This window comes from Mycolicibacterium rhodesiae, assembly GCF_002086695.1.
GTDB lineage: Bacteria > Actinomycetota > Actinomycetes > Mycobacteriales > Mycobacteriaceae > Mycobacterium > Mycobacterium rhodesiae.
The window spans coordinates 1-17,510 of sequence record NZ_MVIH01000022.1; the positions used below are offsets into that span (position 1 = coordinate 1).

The window sequence follows — 17,510 nt, forward strand, 5'->3', positions numbered from 1 at the left end:
ACCCGGGAACTTCGCCTGCAACGCCGCCAAAATCTCGACCTGCTTGATCGAATCGATCCCGAGCTCAGCCTCCATCTCCATGCCCAACCCCAGCATGTCCACCGGATAACCCGTCTTCTCCGAAACAATCGACAGCACAACATCACCCGCAGCCAGACCAGCAGGCGCGGTCACAACGGCGACAGCCGGCGCGGCTGCCGAGGCGGGCGCCGCAAACCCGGCCACCGCATCCACCACGTCCTGCAACGTCCGCAAACCCGACAGCTCCGACGCCGGAATCTCCGGGGCACCCGGGAACTTCGCCTGCAACGCCGCCAAAATCTCGACCTGCTTGATCGAATCGATCCCGAGCTCAGCCTCCATCTCCATGCCCAACCCGAGCATGTCTACCGGGTAACCCGTCTTCTCCGAAACAATGGACAGCACAACATCACCCGCAGCCGGACCCGCAACCGCAGGCGCAGCCACCGGCGTAGGCGCGGGCGCCGCGACCGGCGCAGCAGCCACCGGAGCCGGTGCGGCCACTGGTGTCGCGACCACCACCGGTTCCACGACTGGAACCGGCGCCATCGGAGTGACGGCTACCGGCGGCGCGATCACCGGCGCAGCTACAACGGGAGCCGACATCTGCTGAGGTGCAACGCTCGGCACCGCACGCGGAGCCTGATCGACCACGACGGGATTGCCCACGATGTGGCTCATCATCTGGGTGGACATGTCCAGGAAGGCTTGATGACTTCGGGTCACCACGTCCATGTAGCGCTGGTGCTGCTCGGCGGTCTCCCGCTGAATGCTGTCGATGACGCTCCAGACATCGCCGGACAGCGGTGCTTCGATGACCTCTGCCTGCACTTCCACCTGCTGCTCAACGACCGGCACCTGCTGCTCAACGACCGGCGCCTGCTGGACGACCGGCGCCGCTGCCTGCACGACTGGCGCCGGTACGGCGGCGACGGGTGCCTCCATCCGCTGAACAGACGGGGCCGGCGCGGCGGCGACGGCAGGCGTCACGGCAGCAGCAGCAGGAGCAGTACTGACCCGGGTGCGCTTCGCCTTGATCGCTACCTTGCCGTCGGCCGGCGGGTAGGGCTTGCCGAGGTTCGCTCCGCCCACCTTGACCGCATGCTTGGGCGCGGGAACGTATTTCAGCGGTTCCTCGTAGTGATCGAACAGGGCACCGAGATCGAGAGCCATACCGTCGGCAGCCAGGGCCGCCAGGCCGCGATGCCAGCCCCGCAGACCATCGGCCTTCGGGTCGTCGAGCGCCACCGCGAAGTGCGCCGAGTCACCCAGGATCTTCCCGACCAGCCCGGTCAGGACACGGCTCGGACCGACCTCGATGAAACGCGTGACCCCGTCGCGGGCCATGGCCTCGATCATCTCGCGGAACCGCACCACCTGCTGGACCTGATCGCCGAGCTGTACGACGACGTCCTCGCTATACACCTGCGCAGTGGCGTTGGCGTAGACCGGGAAGTTCGGCTGCCCGATCTTCAGGGTCTTGAGGTATGCGGTCAGGGGTGCGCTACTGGCCGCCACGATCTCCGAGTGGAATGCCGAGGCCACCGGAAGGCGCACGGCCGTCCAGCCTTTCGCCTTCGCCTCGGTCTGGGCCCAGGCGATATCGGTCTCATATCCGGCGAGCACCACCTGGGTGGGCGCGTTGTCGTTGGCGATGACCAGCGATCCCGACTCCGGCTGGGTGGCCAGCAGCGCGCGCACGTCATCGGCGGTCGCAGACACGGCCAGCATCGCGCCGTCCTTGCCCTGGCCCGCCTCGTTCATCAGCGTGCCTCGCATGCGAGCCGTCTCGACCAGACTCTCGGTCGGCAGCACGCCGGCGGCCGCCAGCGCAGTGACCTCGCCGAAGCTGTGGCCGGCGGCGGCATCGGCGCTCACACCGAGGAGGTCGAGCAGCGCGAGCTGCGCGAGGCTGGTTGCGGCGATGGCCGGTTGCGCGTTGGCCATCGCGGTGAGTTCCTTCTTCTGCGCGTCGGCTGCGGCGGCGTCGAACACCGGTTCCGGGAAGACGACCCCGGGCAGGTCGGCCAGATCGCCCTGGAGTCCATCCCAGATCGCGAGGGCTTCGGGGAAGGCGAGCGCGAGGTCTCCACCCATCCCGACGTATTGGCTGCCCTGCCCGGGGAACAGGAACGCCGTCTTGCCGTCGCGCGCCGGGCCGAGGCCGACCGCGATGTTGGCGTCTTTGAGCGTCGCGACGGTGCCGTCGGCCAGCGCGGTGCTCAACCGGTCGGCAACCGTGGCTAGCGATTCGGCGTCGGTAGCCACCAGACCCGCACGCGCGTGCTGCGATGCGTCGAAGACCTCGGCGGCATCGAACGCGATGCGGGCGAGGCTTTCGCCGGAGCGGGCGGCCGCGGCGATATCGGAAGCCCGCTTCTGCAGCTCGGCCTCCGACGGCGCGCTGAGCACCACTAGCTCGCTGGGCAGGGTTCGCAGCCGCTTGGCGCGGTGCTCACCCTGATACTCCTCCAACGTCACGTGGAAGTTGCTGCCGCCGAAGCCGAACGAACTGACCGACGCGCGCCGGGGCTGATCACCCTTACGCACCCAGGGCCGGGTCTGCGCGTTGACGTAGAACGGCGAATCTTCGATCCCCATCGCTGGGTTGGGGCGATCGACCTTCAGCGTGCCGGGAAGCGTCGAATGCCGCAGCGCTAGAACGGCTTTGATGAGGCCGGCGGCGCCTGCCGCAGCTTTCGTGTGCCCGATTTGGGACTTCACCGATCCGATCGCGATACGAGCCGAATTGTCGGTGAACACCGACTTCAACCCTGCGAACTCGGCAACGTCTCCGGCTTTGGTGGCCGTGCCGTGTGCCTCGACGAGCTCGACCGTCGACGGGTCGTAGCCGGCGCGCTCGTAGGCGCGACGCAAGGCCTTGGCCTGTCCTTCGGAACGCGGCGCGTAAACGCTGGACGCCTTGCCATCCGAGGAAGAACCCAGGCCGCGGATCACCGCGTGGATCTGGTCGCCGTCACGCTCCGCGTCGGCGAGCCGCTTGAGGGCCACCATGCCCACGCCCTCGCCGATGATGGTGCCGTCCGCGCCTGCGGAGAACGGCCGACAGTCACCGGTCGCGGAGAACGCCGGCGTCTTGGAGAAGCACATGTACATCATCACGTCGTTGAGCGCGTCGACACCGCCGGTCAGGACCACGTCAGACTCATGCAGATACAACCGGTGCAGAGCCGACTGCAGCGCAGAAAGTGAACTCGCGCAAGCTGCGTCGGTCACGAAGTTGGCGCCGCCGAGGTTGAGGCGGTTGGCGACGCGACCGGCGATGACGTTGCCGAGCAGACCCGGGAAGGTGCTCTCCTGCCACGGCACGTAGTGATCGGCGATGTCCTGACAGATCTCGTCGGCTTCGCTCTCGGACAACCCGTTCTCCAGCAGCGCTTTACGCCAGATCGGCCGCTGCATCCGGGAACCCATCTGAACCACGAGCTCGGTCGTCGAGGCGACTCCGAGTACCACGTCCACCCGATCCAGGTCGACTTCGGCTCCGCTGCGCTGCACCTCATCGAGCAGCTGCTTGGCCGCCACCAGAGCGAGGATCTGGCCGGTATCCGTCGACGGTAAAGCGTTGGGCGGCAAGCCGAACTTCACCGGATCGAAGTCGACCGGGTCGATGAACCCACCGCGCTTACAGTAGGTGCGGTCCGGTGTCTTCGGATCGGCGTCGTAGTAGTCCTCGATCAGCCAATGCGAGGGCGGGACATCGCCGATGGCGTCGCGTCCGGTGGTGATGGTGCGCCAGAAGCCGTCGAGCCCAGACTCACCCGGGTAGATCGCCGACATGGCGACCACCGCGATAGGAGTTGCAGTGGGCTGGTGCGTGTTGTCAGTCAAGATAACCCTTATCCGAGAGGACGTGGACGGAAATCGAAGGAGGCAGCGGGCATTGCGACGCCGGCTGCACGTAACTGGCCGGCACGGGTCACAGTCGCAGCTCCCTCGAGCAGGTTGAGCGCGATCTGGCGGACCGTGCGCGCTTCCACTGGCTCGAGGAAACTCCCCCGAACCCATTGGTTGAAGGCCCCCATCGCGGGCCCGCACCAGATCTGGTAATCGCCGCGGCGGGCGGTGTTTCCGTCGCGCGCCCACTGCGAACCCGTGAAGAGATACCACCGGAACACCAGCGCCATGCGATGTTTCGGATCCGCCGCCGCACGTTCCACCTGCCGCGGGTCACTGCTGGCGAAGAACGCCTCGGTGTCCGCCCAGATGTCGGCGACGCTGCGGCCGAGGACCGTCTTCTCGAGATTCGCGAGCTCCTCGGCCGGCGCTTCCTCGAGAGAGGAGTAACGACGGTAGAAGTCGGCCAGCCGGTGCCCGCGCTGAGCGAACATGGTGCCGCGCTTGAGGACCTGCACCGTCACGCCCATCTCGAACATGTCCGCGGCAGGCGCCATCGCCACGTCGGTCGATTCGGCCATCGCCAGCAGCGCTCGCGCATCCGGCGCGAGACCGCTTTCCACCGCAGACTGGTTGACCGAACCGGTCAGCACATACGCGGCTCCGGCGGCGAAGGCGGCGGCGACCGCGGCCGGTGTCCCCAACCCGCCGGCGGCACCGACCCGCGGCAGAACCGGATAGCGATAGGTGGACGCGATCTCGTCGCGCAGACTGATCAACTGAGGGAGAAGTACAGTCAGCGCGCGGTTGTCGGTGTGGCCGCCCGAATCCGCTTCGGCGGTGATGTCTTCCGCGATCGGGATGCCGGCGGCCAGCGCGGCCTCTTCCGCGGTGAGCCGACCCTCGGCGACCAGTGCGGTCAACATCGATTCCGGGGCGGGTGACAGGAACTGGCGGGCGACTTCGTCGCGGGACACCTTGGCGAAGATGTGCCCGGACCGCACGATCTGTCCGTGTGCGTCGCGGCGCAGACCCTTTGCCGCATAGAGGACGACGGCAGGTGTGAGACGCATGAACGCCGACGCGGAGACGTAGCGGACACCGAGTCGGTGGAACAAATCCACCGTGGCGAGTTCGACGCCGTCACTTTGGACGTTGTGGATCAGGTTGGCGCCCCATCCGCTGGCGTTCGGACCCAGCGCGGCCTGTATCTCGCGCAGGCCCGCTTCCACGGTGGCCAAATCCAAGCCTGCACTTCCGTAGAAGGCCATCACCCCGGCGCGCACACCCTCGACAGTCATCTGGGGCGTCGCGATACCGCGGGCCATCTCGCCGACGACATAGGGGAACCGCACACCGTGTGTCGCGGTGAAGCTACGGTCGCCGAGCCATTCGGGATAGATCGGCGGCAGGACCGCGAGGACGTCCTGGCGCATGAGGTCCGGCGTCAGCACTCCAGCGCCGTCCAGAACCACGGTGCGGGGTCCGTGGGCCGACGCCACGACTGCGACCGGCCTGCGGATTGCGGCGAGCGCCTCGCTGACGTCCGACGCGTCGAGCAACGACGGAGCGGCGCCATTGGTCGGATGAGAGTTAGCCAACGTCGCCTGCATGAGGTGCGACTCTAGCTTTACGCGCGCGACAAATCTTGGTTTTAGAACACGTTCATGCGCCCAGCGCCCTACCCGGCGGTAACTCTGAGATGACCCTACGCCGCCGCTCGCCGACACCGTTGCCGAAATGACATGTCGCTGGCGCTTTTATCACCAGTTCTACGAATTCCGTTGTCGCGGGTGCAGCAAAACAGGTCGTGAGCGAATTCTCAGGAATCAATACCGCCCTGAACGGGGCCGTCCTGACGAACCGCAAACGCCATAACCACGTTTACGGTGTGCGGTTGGGCTCCCCGGCGCAACGGTCCCGGCCGGCCCGGAATCCGGCCGAACGCGGAGTCAGTAATTCATGCAGGTGTTCGCGACCTGCGTAATCTGTGGGCCGATCTGCGCGAAGATGAGCGCATTCAACTGTGGGTTTACTGCTTGCTGCTGCGCCAGCGCCTGCTGGCGTTGGTCGGTCGACATGGCGAGGAACTGCTGAATATTAGCCTGCATATCGGGCCGCCCGTTGAGCTGTTTACCTAGGGCCGGCGCCTCCGCATTCAAGGCGGCCGTCACCTGCGCGTAGGTGCACGACGTGTTAGCCAGCGCATCCATGATCGGATCCGCCGAGGCGGGCGTCGCCGGCGCGAACGGAAATAGTGCGATCAGACTTCCAACAACGACGACTCGTCGTAAGCATCGCGCTGAGTTCATGGACGAGTGCCCTTCTATTTGCCACAACTGCAAGATCTTGAGAAGCCGCCAGTTAATCACGGTGCTCTTGCGCGGTGCGGAAAACGCCTCAACTCACAGGCGGTGGCAGGCTCACAGCCCCGATTTCTGGTCGTCCCGGTGCGTCCGCTGCAGTTCCCGCTCGGCATCCTCGAGCGCCTGACGAGCCAGGCGCAGCCGCTCGAGCAGGTCGTCGCTCTCGTGCTTCCTGCGGTCGGCCGCCCGCGCCTCTTCCATCGAGTTCAGCACGATGCCGATGAACAGGTTGAACACCAAGAAGCTGAGGATGACCGTGTAGCTGATGAAGAACAGCACCGACCACGGCGACACCTTCAGTCCCATGTCCACGTTCTCGGGCAGGTTCTCCAGCGTCAGCATCACGTACATCGTCATCATTCCGCGGCCGACGTTTCCGAAGTGCTCAGGAGCGTAGTTGCCGAAGAACACCCAGCCGAGCATCCCGTAGATATAGATGAGCAGCGCGGTGGCGGCCGCGAGCGACGCGACGCCGGGGATGCTCCGTGCGATTGCGCCCATGACCACGTGCAGGTCAGGCAGGAACCGGATGATGCGCACGATCCGTGCCAGCCGCACGAGCCGCAGGAGCATGGCCGTTGTCCGCAGGCCCGGGATGAAGGACGCCGCGATCACGATGAAGTCGAAGATGTTCCACGGGGTCTTGGTGAACTCGCGGACGTTCCATCCGGCCGCCGTCAGCCGGATCAGCAACTCGACGACATAGATGGCGAGGATGATGTTGTAGCCCACGTCGAAGGCGTGGTCGAGTCCGCCCGACACCGAAGGGAAGGTCTCCGCCCCCAGCATCGCGGCGTTGATCAAAATGACGATCACGATCAGGGTCTCGAAGACCGGATTGCCGACCAGCTTTCGGCACAGTGATACGGCAGTCGGCACGGGCTCGGGTTTCAGCGGTTCGGGCGGCGTGTTGTGTTGCACATTCAGTGCATAGCAAAGGTCGGCAGCAACCGGCCGTCGACCCGCTGGGCGACATCGGTCAATCCGGCGTGACCGCCGGACACAGCGTCTAGCCTCACCGCCATGCGTGGGGTCGGGCGCCGCGGGTTCCTGTTCGGCTTCGGCGCGCTCGCGGCCGCCCCACTGTTGCCGGGGTGCGGCGGCACGACCGACAAGGATCGCGATCATGTCGTGGTCGTCGGCGCCGGATTCTCCGGACTCGCGGCGGCGCGGAAGCTCGCCGATGCCGGTCTGCGAGTCACGGTGCTGGAGGCGCGGGACCGGATCGGCGGCCGCACACGGACCGACACCTCACTCGGAGTGCCCATCGATATCGGTGCCTCGTGGATTCACGGCACCGAGAGCAATCCCCTCACCACGCTGGCCGCCGACGTCGGAGCCAAGACGGTACCGACCGATTTCGAGGACTTCGTCCTGCTCGACGATCACCGGCTGGTCGACAAGAAGGCCGCGGCGGCGTCCGCCGAGGACTGGCGCCGGATCGCCCGCGAACTCGACGATCGCAGCGGGGACGCCTCGCCGGAGGAGTCGGTGGCCGACGGACTTGTCGGTATCGCGAACCTCGACGATCCGTTGGTCGCGTGGAACGTCACCTCCCGCATCGCGAGCGAGTACGCGGCCGACCCGGCTCAGATGTCATTGCGCTGGCTCGGCAGCGAAGAACAGTTCAAGGGTCCTGACGTCATCCTCCCCGGCGGCTATACCCAGTTGTCCCAGCGCGTCGCGAAGGGTCTCGACGTCCGGCTGGGCACTGAGGTGACCCGCATTGCGCACAGCAGCGATCAGGTCCGCATCGACACCGCACAGGGCACCGTCACCGCGGACCGGGTGATCGTCACCGTTCCGCTCGGAGTCCTCAAGGCCGGGACCATCGTCTTCGACCCGCCGCTGCCCGGGCCGAAGCAAGGCGCCATCGAGCGCCTCGGGTTCGGCTTGTTGAACAAGGTGGTCGTGGCTTTCGACGCGCCGTTCTGGCCGGAATCCACCCCGATGATCGGCCTCGTCGGTGCCGACCAGCCGGTCACAGATCTGGTCAACGGGCTGGTCTTCGCAGGCACACCACTGCTGGTGGGGTTACGCGGCGGGCAGGCTGCCTGGTCGCGCGAATCGATGTCGGATTCCGATGCGGTGGCCGAACTCATCACCGCGATCGACGCTCCCAAGCCCACCGGGTCCATCGTGACGAAGTGGGGAACTGATCGATTCGCCCGGGGCTCTTACAGTTTCATCGCCGTCGGGTCGAGCCCGGACGACATGCACGCTCTGGGCGAGCCCGTCGGCGAGCGGCTGATGTTCGCCGGCGAAGCCACCAATCCCGAGTGGTTCGGCACGGTCCACGGCGCGTACCTGAGCGGCTTGCGGGAAGCCGACCGCGTCCTCGCATAGTTTGTCGGGATTTTTTTACCGCCCCAGCGGCTATCCCCCACGCCATGACTGCCGACGCGCTGGCGCCTGACACCGATACCAAGCTGAAGCGAAAGATCACCGGGCCGCTGCTCTACCTGTTCATCCTCGGCGACGTGCTCGGCGCGGGTGTGTACGCGTTGATGGGTGTGCTGTCCCAGAAGGTCGGCGGTGTGCTGTGGGCGCCGCTGCTGATCGCGATGCTGCTTGCGCTGTGCACTGCGGGCTCGTACGCCGAGCTGGTGACCAAGTACCCGCGAGCCGGCGGCGCGGCGGTCTTCGCCGAGCGTGCCTTCCGGCGACCGGCCGTCTCCTTCCTCGTCGGGTTCAGCATGCTCGCGGCGGGCGTGACCAGCGCGGCAGGCTTGGCCCTGGCGTTCGCCGGTGACTACCTCAAGACCTTCATCGACGTGCCGGCGGTGCCGGCCGCGCTCGTCTTCCTGTTACTGGTTGCCTGCCTGAACGCCCGGGGTATCAGCGAGTCGGTCAAGAGCAACACCGTGATGACGGTCATCGAGCTCAGCGGATTGATCATCGTCGTGGTCGCGGTGGCGATCCTGATGGGCCGGGGCGGCGGGGACGTCTCCCGGGTCACCGCATTTCCGCCGGACTCATCGCCGGCGCTGGCGATCCTGGGCGCGGCGATCGTGGCGTACTACTCCTTCGTCGGGTTCGAGACGTCGGCGAATGTGGCCGAAGAGATCCGAGACCCGAGTCGGGTGTACCCGCGGGCACTGTTCGGGGCGCTCGTCACCGCAGGTGTCGTGTACACCTTGGTCGGGCTGGCCAGCGCAATCGCTCTGCCCTCCGACGAGCTGTCGAAGTCGTCGGGCCCGCTGCTCTCGGTCGTCGCCGCCTCAGGCGTCGGCATCCCCGACAAGGTGTTCAGTCTGATCGCGCTCGTCGCCGTGGCCAACGGCGCGCTGCTGACGATGATCATGGCGAGCCGGCTGACCTTCGGCATGGCCGAGCATCGACTGCTGCCCAGTGCGCTGGGAGCTGTGCTGCCCAATCGGCGCACGCCGTGGGCAGCGATCGTCGCCACCACTGTCGTCGCCATGGCACTGACCACGATCGGCGAGCTGTCGACGCTGGCCGAAACCGTGGTACTGCTGCTGTTGTTCGTGTTCATCTCGACCAACGTCGCGGTGCTGGTGTTACGCCGCGACACCGTCGACCATTCGCATTTCCGGGTGTGGACGCCGGTGCCGGTGCTGGGCGTAGCGTCCTGCGTGCTCTTGCTGACCCAGCAGAGCGCCAAGGTGTGGCTGTTCGGCGCAATCCTGCTCGCGGTCGGGCTGCTCTTACATCTGGTCGCCGCGCGCCGTGGGGCGGACAACGGCCACACCGGATGAGCTCAACGAAGATTCGATGTTCAAGCAGCACCCGCTGGGGGTATAGCGGTATCTCCTTTCTCCCTAGGAGACGCCGATGACCGCGACCGCCGAAACGCCGACGAGCTCGGAAGCTGAGTCGTTGTTGGTGATGGTGGAGCGATTGCGGGCGAAGTTGATCCGGGAGCGGGCCGGGCTGGCGCGCCAGCTGCGCGAGTTGTCCCACCGGGTGGAAGGCATCGACCGCCAACTCGACGATCTGACCGTCAGCGCCGAGTGGTTGGCTGCCATCGCCTCGCAGCCGGCCGATGAGCTGTCCGCGTAGATCCGTTCCGATACGGTGGGCTACACCGTGACTGAACCGAACCCGCCCGAGCCCGATCGGCCCGACCAGCCGGCGACACCGCCGCGGCCGGAACACCGCGGCGAGGACGTCGCCTTTCCCGAGTGGTTCCGGAAGTTCTGGCGCACTCTGCTGGGCCCCAGAGACCCCAGCTGAACGGCGGCGCGACGGGACGTCGTCACTTACGATGCTCGCATTGTGAACCAGCCCGCCATGTCCGCCGAGACGGATTCCCTCTCTCGCAGGCAGATCGTCCTCTTGGTGGCGGCTCTGGTCTTCTCGCTGATGTCGTTCTCGCTGAACGCCACCATGCTGGCGCCGGCCGTCCGCGACATCAACGAAACCTTGGGACCTGGTGCCTTTGTCGCGATGTCCACCCCGTTCTATCTGGCCGGGGCACTCGCCAACGTCGTGCTGGTCCGCTGGAGCGATTACATCGGACGCAAGCGCCTCCTGATCGGCATCGTTGTCGTGATGTGCATCGGCACCGCGCTGTGCCTGAGCACCTCGCTCCCCATAGTGGTGCTCGGCAGGTTCCTGCAGGGCGCGTCCAACATCACCTACGGGCTGGCCTTCCTGATTCTTCGAGCACGCTTGTCCGGCGCGACATTTGGCGTGTGCTGTGGGGTGATGGCATCCATCAATGGCGGGGTCGCCGGCGGCGACGCGTTCCTGGCCGGCATCATGACCGACGCGTTCGGTTACCGTTCGATCTTCGCCCTGATCCTCGTGGTCGGGCTGATCGCCGTCGCCTTCGTATGGAAGTGGGTTCCGGGTGACGAGGGCACCCGCGCGGAGGGCCGGATGGATTGGGTCGGTGCCGTTTTCATCGGCCTGACCGTCGGCGGAATCACCATGTTCTTGTCCAACGGCGGGCACCAGGGGTGGGCGTCGACGCCCGCGCTGATCTGGCTGACGGCCGCCGTTGTGGGTTTCCTCGCCTTGGTGGTGGTCGACAGGCGGGTGGATAATCCCCTCATCGCGCTCAAGCACATGCGTTCGCGCGAGGCGTGGCCGCTGCTTGTCGTCACCATTCTGGTGATGGGCTCGTTCATGGTGGTGCTCGGCTTCATCGTGCCCACGATGGCCGAAGACCCGGACTCAGGCTTCGGCCTCAACGCGACGACGACCGCGCTACTGTTCCTGACGCCCGGTGCGGTCGTGCAGGTCATCACCGCACCGTTCATCGGGCGGTTGGCTGTTCGCATCGGATTCGTCACCGTTCTGCGAGCCGGGATCGTGGCCTCGATCATGGTGGTCGCGCTGACGGCGGTGTTCGCAGACCACAAATATGCAGTCGCAGCGCTGATGGTGGTCTTCGGATTCACCTGCACCGCAGTGATACTCACCCCGCTGAGCTCACTGGGCGTCCTGCAGGCAGCCGACGAGGCACCGGGGGCGCTGCCCGGCATCGCCAACGCCAGCTACGGAATGGGCTTCACCCTCGGGTTCGCCTGGGCCGGACCGATCGTCGGCTCAGGCACCGATTCCACGTTCCAGCACGCGTTTTGGATTGCCGTCGGAATCGGGGTGGTGGCACTGGCATTCAGCTTGATCCTTCGACCGAAACCATTCACTGACGAAACTGCCGCCCCCGCCGGTTCGACAACTCACCAGACATCGCCCTGACCGACGGCGGCACCGGCGTTGCGGGATCGCAGTCCGGCGCGCGGAGCGGCTCGCCGTAGACGCATGTCAGCGGGACCATGCCCGCCCATGCCCCGGCCGCCACGTCTTCCTCGCCGTCCTCGGGCCAGCCATCACCGATCTTTAGCGACCAGTTGTCATCGGTGATCGCCATCCGCAGCACCATCGTGGCGGCCAGCTCCTTGCGTGAGCTCGCGCGAAGCTCCGCCACCCGTCCCGGGATGAACGTGTCGGTCAGTGTCTCGAGGTAGCGGATCTTGTCGGGTTCCTCGATCGTGTCGAACGTTCCGAACAGTGTGGCGCTGCGGAATTGGAAGGACGACTCAAAGCCGCTGCGCGCCACCAGGACTCCGTCGAGGGTGGTGATCGAGACCGCGGCGGCCGCGCCGTCGGCGAGCTGGCGCAGCCAGGGCGAGCCCGTTGATCCGTGGATCACCAGTTCATCGCCGATCCGGGCGAAGCCTATCGGGAAGATCATCGGGTGCCCGTCTCGGATCAACGCGACGGTCGCCAACGGAGTGGCATCGAGAAGCTCGTCGAGGCGCGAGCGTTCGGTGTTCTGCTTCTCCGGCAGGCGGCTGACCCTGGTAGACGGTTGCGACATGGGATTACTGTCGCACGGCCCGCAGCGCGTCGGGGGTCAGGTCCCCCAGCGTCGGGTAGCCGTCGATGGCCATGATCAGGTCGGTCTCGGCCAGCAGTGAGCGCAGAACGTGCACGATACCGTCGGTGCCGGCCAGCGCCGCGCCGTATGCGTAGGGGCGACCGATACCAACGGCCTTTGCACCCAGCGCCAAGGCCTTGACGATGTCGGCGCCCGAACGGATTCCGGAGTCGAACAGCACCGGCACGTCACCGGCCGCCGCCACGACGTCGGGAAGGCAATCGATGGCCGGCACACCGCCGTTGGCTTGCCGGCCGCCGTGATTGGAACAGTAGATGCCGTCGACACCGGCATCGATCGCGCGCCGGGCGTCATCGGGATGGCAGATGCCCTTGAGGATCAGCGGCAATGACGTCAACGATCGCAGCCAGGTCAAGTCGTCCCACGTCAACGAATTTCCGAAGTTGCTGACCCAGGCCAGCACGGCGTTGCGCGGGTCGGCGTCGATGTCTGCGTCGACCTTGGCGCGGAAGACCGGATCGCTGATGTAGTTGGACAGGCACATGCCGCGCAGCTGTGGGAAGTTGGCGGTGGAAAGGTCGCGCGGCCGCCACCCGGGCACCCAGGTGTCCAGCGTGACCACGATCCCGGTGTAACCGGCGGCTTCGGCACGGCGGACGAAACTCTCCGCCATCTCGCGGTCTGTCGGGGTGTACAGCTGGAAAAGCCCTGGCGTGTCACCGAATTCAGCAGCGACGTCCTCCAAGGGATCCATCGTCAGCGTGGACACACACATCGGCACCCCGGTGCGGGCGGCCGCCCGCGCGGCGGCGAGGTCGCCGTGATGGTCTTGGGTGCACAGCCCGATCACCCCGATCGGCGCCATGAACACCGGGGCGGGCCAGCGCCGTCCCCAGAGCTCGACGGACAGGTCGCGCTCGGTCGCGCCGACCAGCATGCGCGGTATCAAGCCCCACTGTTCGAAGGCGCTGACATTGACCCGTTGGGTGCGCTCGTCACCCGCGCCGCCGGCGACGTAGGACCAGATCGACTGCGGAAGGGCTTGGGCGGCACGAGCTTCCAATTCGTCGAACGACATCGGCAGGCTGGGCACAGTGCCGGTCAAACCCTGGAAGTAGATCTCGATCTGATAGTTGCCGTACGGCTGGGTCATCGGTCATCCTCTCGCAGTTCTACGCCGAAACTCCCGTGTGGGCGGAGACCTCACCGACCAGCTCGGCGACCCGGCGTACCTGGTCGATGTCGCTGCTGGTCGGGATGAGGTGCACCTCGTCGGTCCCGATCTCGGCGAAGCCGCGCAGCACAGCGACGAGCTCCTCCTCGGTCCCGGCCCAGCCGCTGGTCGGGGCGATCACGTCGACGATCTCTCGCGGTATCCAGTTCATGTAGTGACGCAGATGGTCGACGATCTGTTGGCGGGGCGCGTCGCCCTCGCCGAGGGCGAACCAAAACGACGTCGCCAGATGGGGTTTCGGCCTTCCCGCCTCAGCCCACGCGCCACGGGCGACGTCGAACAGCGCGTTCTCCTTCTCGAGGTCGAGATCCATCGAGATGCCGGCGAGGCCTTCAGCCCAGGGCGCGGCACTGCGCACCGTCTTGGGCCCGGTGGTGCCGACCAGCAGCCGTGGTCCGCCATCGCGGGCGGGGCTGGGTCCGACCGGCAGCACCGAATCGGTGATCTTCTCCCCCGCCCACACCCGCTGCATGATCGCCACCCGGTCGGCCATATCGCGCATGGTCTGCGTCTTCGGGTCGGCACCGACGGCGCGGTAGTCCTCGTGCCGGCCTCCCACGCCGAGACCGACGGTCAGCCGTCCGCCGCACAGCAGGTCCCCGGTCGCCAGGCCCTTCGCCAGCATCACCGGATCGTGCAGCTGGGGTACGACGACGGTGGCCACCAGCGGCACCCGCTCGGTCCAGCCGGACAGGGCCCCCAGCAGCGTCAGGGAATCGGGGTTGCCGAACGCAATCCGCTCCCCCCAACACAGTGAGGAGAACGGTCCCTCGTCGATCGTTTGCGCCCAGCGCTTGAGGATGTCTGCGTCAACGTCCGGTTCCATCACCGGCAATGTCATGCCAATCTGCACGCTCGCGATTCTGGCACGGCGCAGGCGGCTGCCCGCGCCGATCCGACCTACTGACATAGATCCGGGCTACTGCCAGGATGGAGCACATGCCGATCGCCGCTTCCGCCGTCGCCCACGTGCGGCTGACCGTCACCGACATCGACGCCTCGCGCCGGTTCTACGACAGCGTGTTCGGCTGGCCGGTCTACGCCGAGTTGCCGGCGAACGCCGATGCCGCCACCCGTGAGCAGCTTTCATTCCTGTTCGGCGGCGTCATCTACAACATCGGCGACAACCTGATCGGGTTGCGACCCACCGGCACCGGCGCCTTCGACGAGGACCGGGTCGGCCTCGATCACCTGGCGTTCGTCCTGCCAGACCTGGACGCCATCGAGCAGGCCGCCGCCCACCTTGATTCCCTGGGCATCGAGCACGAGCCGGTCAAGGACATCGGCGTGGCCTACATCCTCGAGTTCCGCGACCCCGACAACATCGCCCTGGAGCTCACCGCGCGCAAGTAGCGCCCGGCCGAACGTCCTTGTGGAGTGAGCTTGTCACGTCGTCACGTTTGCCCAACGAGAGGTGCAGTCAGAGATGTCCAGACTTGAGCGCAGCGAACACTCGATGTCATTGCTCGACGGTGAAATCGTCGAAGAATCGGATCTCGGTTCGATCCGTCGAGTCACCGCCGACAACTTGCCCATCCTGTCCGGGCTCTCGATCAAACGCCTGGTGATCAATCCCGGCGCGATGCGCACGCCGCACTGGCATGCCAACGCCAACGAACTGGCGTACTGCGTGTCGGGGACATCGCTGGTATCGGTGCTCGACAGCGGCAGCCAGTTCTCGTCGTTCACGATCGGTGCCGGCGAGATGTTCCATGTCGACTCAGGTTCGTTGCACCACATCGAGAACATCGGCGAGGAACCTGCCGAGTTCATCCTCGCGTTTCGCAGCGAACGGCCGGAGGACTTCGGCCTCGGAGCCGCGTTCGGCGCGATGACGGATGCGGTGTTGGGCAACACCTACGACCTGCCGGCTTCCGACTTCGCAAAGATCCGCCGCGACACCACCGACCGCAAGCTCGCTGCACGCGTTGGGGATCCGTCGGTTCCGAGCACCGCCCACTTCAACGATCCGCACAAATTCGGGGTCGAAGCCCAGAGTCCGCCGGTCGGCAGCGCAGTCGGATCGGCGCGCCTGGCCCGTGTCCAGTTCTGGCCCGCCCTCAAGGACATGTCGATGTACTCACTTCGGATCCGCGAAGACGGGATGCGCGAACCGCATTGGCACCCGATCACAGCGGAGATGGGCTACGTAGCGTCGGGAAGTTCGCGGATGACCGTCATGAACCCGGACGGGGCGCTGGACACCTGGTATCTGGAGCAGGGTGACATGTACTTCATCCCTCGCGCATACCCTCACCACATCGAAGTGTTCGATGCTCCCGACCTGCATTTCGCGATCTTCTTCGACCAGCCCACCCCCGGCGATATCGGGTATCGGGCGTCGGCGAGCGCGTATTCGCGCGAAGTGCTCGCTGCGACGTTCAACGTCCACATCGACGACCTGCCCAATTTCCCGTTCACCAAGGCCGATCCGCTGATCGTCAATCGGGTCAATCCGCTCGACCCTCGCGGCTAGGTGTCGAAGCACCGTAGAGTTCGACGTTTTGCCGCGTGGCACTCGAACTTTCGCGGCGAAACGTCGGTCTGGGCGTGGGGGCGTTAGCGGGCGGGGTCCTTCTGGGCACGGATCGGCCCGCCGCCGGGCGGCGGGTTGAGCAGATTGCCCCGCAGGCTGCCTCGTGCGGTACGCACCGCAACCAGCAGCCAGGTGCTCAGTAACGCGGCGTAGGCGATCACCGCCGCGACCTTGAACGCCGGCAGGTTGGTGTGCACCGCCAGTTGGGTGGTGCCGGTGACGAACGTGCCCACCGGGAAGGTGAGGCTCCACCAGGTCAGGGCGAATGGCATACCCCGGCGCAGCGTGCGAATCGTCAGCGAGGCGGCGAGCGCGATCCAGAGGATCGCGAAGCCCCACACCGGAACTCCGAAGATGACGGCGAAGGCATTCAGGCTCTCGGCCAGCCCGTGCTCGACGGCCAGCGCCGCGACATGGCCGAGAAGCCCTGCGGCGGTGATGGATTGGCCGAGCGGGCCGAGCACGATCCACAGCGTGGGAACTCGCGCGGTTCCGGACGTTCCGTAGAGCGCCAGGCGGCTCCAGATCAGCGTGATGATGATGAACGCCGCAACCAGGGACAGCCCGAACATCGCATAGCAGCCGTACAGCATGGTGGTGCGCCCGGCGCCCGGCGCCATGTGCGGGATGAGCAACGCCCCCGCGGCCGCCGAGACCATCGGCGGCACAACCGGCATCAGCCAGCCGCCGAACGCGGCGTCGGGTTCGACGTTGTGCTGGGTGAACATCAGGAACGGAATACTCACCGCGGTGAACAGCCCACCCACGGTGCCGGCTGTCCACAGCACCCAGTCGAGGTCGACGGCGAGCCGCTCGCCGATCAGATCTCGGCCGATCAGCACCGCACCGGTGCCGACGGTCAGTAGCGCCATCGGCGCCGCACCGTAGAAATGCGCCATCTGCGGATTGCGGGCGTGGGTGCGGGCGACTGTGGGATGGCGCAGCCAATGCAGGCCGACGATCGCGATCAGCACGACGAGTAGCACCGCGGCGATCACCCACACCACCTCGGTGAACCCGCGCAATCCAGGGAACTGGAGCGGCAGCGTCGCGCCCGCGGTCGCCACGATCCCGGTGCCCATCACCGATGCGAACCAGTTGGGCCCGATGTTGCCAAGCACTTCGACACGGGTCTGCGGTGTTGCCATAAGCAACAGACGGTACGGCATCCCATGGCCCTGA

15 protein-coding genes are annotated in these 17,510 nt (G+C 66.3%); 7 read left to right on the forward strand and 8 right to left on the reverse strand.

Annotated features, from left to right (window positions below):
- The 4 genes from BST42_RS26300 to BST42_RS26315 all read right to left on the reverse strand — a co-directional run.
- Window positions 1-3,831, reverse strand: a 3,831-nt coding sequence (locus BST42_RS26300) for a type I polyketide synthase (RefSeq protein ID WP_083122652.1), incomplete at its 3' end; no start/stop codon positions are given.
- Window positions 3,832-3,881: 50 nt separating this feature from the next.
- Window positions 3,882-5,492, reverse strand: coding sequence for a PfaD family polyunsaturated fatty acid/polyketide biosynthesis protein (locus tag BST42_RS26305; protein ID WP_083122653.1), 1,611 nt, complete (start codon window positions 5,490-5,492; stop codon window positions 3,882-3,884).
- 339 nt (window positions 5,493-5,831) lie between these two features.
- Window positions 5,832-6,092, reverse strand: coding sequence for a hemophore-related protein (locus BST42_RS26310; protein WP_237159599.1), 261 nt, complete (start codon window positions 6,090-6,092; stop codon window positions 5,832-5,834).
- Between the two features lie 210 nt (window positions 6,093-6,302).
- A complete protein-coding gene (locus BST42_RS26315; RefSeq protein WP_110918794.1) occupies window positions 6,303-7,166 on the reverse strand; it encodes an ion transporter in 864 nt (287 codons plus the stop codon).
- 102 nt (window positions 7,167-7,268) lie between these two features.
- Between BST42_RS26315 and BST42_RS26320 the strand changes: the two genes are divergently transcribed.
- The 5 genes from BST42_RS26320 (at window position 7,269) to BST42_RS26335 (ending at window position 11,915) form a co-directional block, all read left to right on the forward strand.
- Complete coding sequence (locus BST42_RS26320) at window positions 7,269-8,591, forward strand: flavin monoamine oxidase family protein (protein ID WP_083122655.1); 1,323 nt, start codon at window positions 7,269-7,271, stop codon at window positions 8,589-8,591.
- 44 nt (window positions 8,592-8,635) lie between these two features.
- A complete protein-coding gene (locus BST42_RS26325) occupies window positions 8,636-9,964 on the forward strand; it encodes an APC family permease (RefSeq protein WP_083122656.1) in 1,329 nt (442 codons plus the stop codon).
- Between the two features lie 76 nt (window positions 9,965-10,040).
- Window positions 10,041-10,268 carry a hypothetical protein gene (locus BST42_RS26330; protein ID WP_083122657.1) on the forward strand — a complete coding sequence of 76 codons (228 nt, stop codon included), beginning with the start codon at window positions 10,041-10,043 and terminating at the stop codon, window positions 10,266-10,268.
- A 27-nt stretch (window positions 10,269-10,295) separates the two neighbouring features.
- Entirely contained in the window at window positions 10,296-10,442 is a 147-nt protein-coding gene (locus BST42_RS29735) for a hypothetical protein (protein WP_165760936.1), read from the forward strand.
- A gap of 57 nt (window positions 10,443-10,499) precedes the next feature.
- Window positions 10,500-11,915 carry an MFS transporter gene (locus BST42_RS26335; protein WP_083122658.1) on the forward strand — a complete coding sequence of 472 codons (1,416 nt, stop codon included), beginning with the start codon at window positions 10,500-10,502 and terminating at the stop codon, window positions 11,913-11,915.
- On the opposite strand, the gene BST42_RS26340 is transcribed toward BST42_RS26335, so the two are convergent.
- From BST42_RS26340 to BST42_RS26350, 3 genes are read right to left on the reverse strand one after another with little or no spacing between them, the layout of a single operon-like run.
- Window positions 11,860-12,537 (reverse strand): pyridoxamine 5'-phosphate oxidase family protein, encoded by a 678-nt coding sequence (locus tag BST42_RS26340; protein WP_083122659.1) that lies wholly within the window; start codon window positions 12,535-12,537, stop codon window positions 11,860-11,862. The two genes, BST42_RS26335 and BST42_RS26340, sit on opposite strands and share 56 nt — an antisense overlap.
- A gap of 4 nt (window positions 12,538-12,541) precedes the next feature.
- A complete protein-coding gene (locus BST42_RS26345) occupies window positions 12,542-13,711 on the reverse strand; it encodes a lactate 2-monooxygenase (RefSeq protein ID WP_083122660.1) in 1,170 nt (389 codons plus the stop codon).
- Between the two features lie 19 nt (window positions 13,712-13,730).
- Window positions 13,731-14,633 carry an LLM class flavin-dependent oxidoreductase gene (locus tag BST42_RS26350; RefSeq protein ID WP_207569583.1) on the reverse strand — a complete coding sequence of 301 codons (903 nt, stop codon included), beginning with the start codon at window positions 14,631-14,633 and terminating at the stop codon, window positions 13,731-13,733.
- A 98-nt stretch (window positions 14,634-14,731) separates the two neighbouring features.
- Between BST42_RS26350 and BST42_RS26355 the strand changes: the two genes are divergently transcribed.
- Window positions 14,732-15,145, forward strand: a complete 414-nt coding sequence (locus BST42_RS26355; protein ID WP_083122714.1) for a VOC family protein — start codon at window positions 14,732-14,734, stop codon at window positions 15,143-15,145.
- A 73-nt stretch (window positions 15,146-15,218) separates the two neighbouring features.
- Window positions 15,219-16,268, forward strand: coding sequence for a cupin domain-containing protein (locus BST42_RS26360; protein ID WP_083122661.1), 1,050 nt, complete (start codon window positions 15,219-15,221; stop codon window positions 16,266-16,268).
- 83 nt (window positions 16,269-16,351) lie between these two features.
- On the opposite strand, the gene BST42_RS26365 is transcribed toward BST42_RS26360, so the two are convergent.
- On the reverse strand, window positions 16,352-17,476 hold the full coding sequence (locus tag BST42_RS26365; protein WP_237159600.1) for a TDT family transporter: 1,125 nt from the start codon (window positions 17,474-17,476) through the stop codon (window positions 16,352-16,354).
- Between the last annotated feature and the right edge of the window lie 34 nt (window positions 17,477-17,510).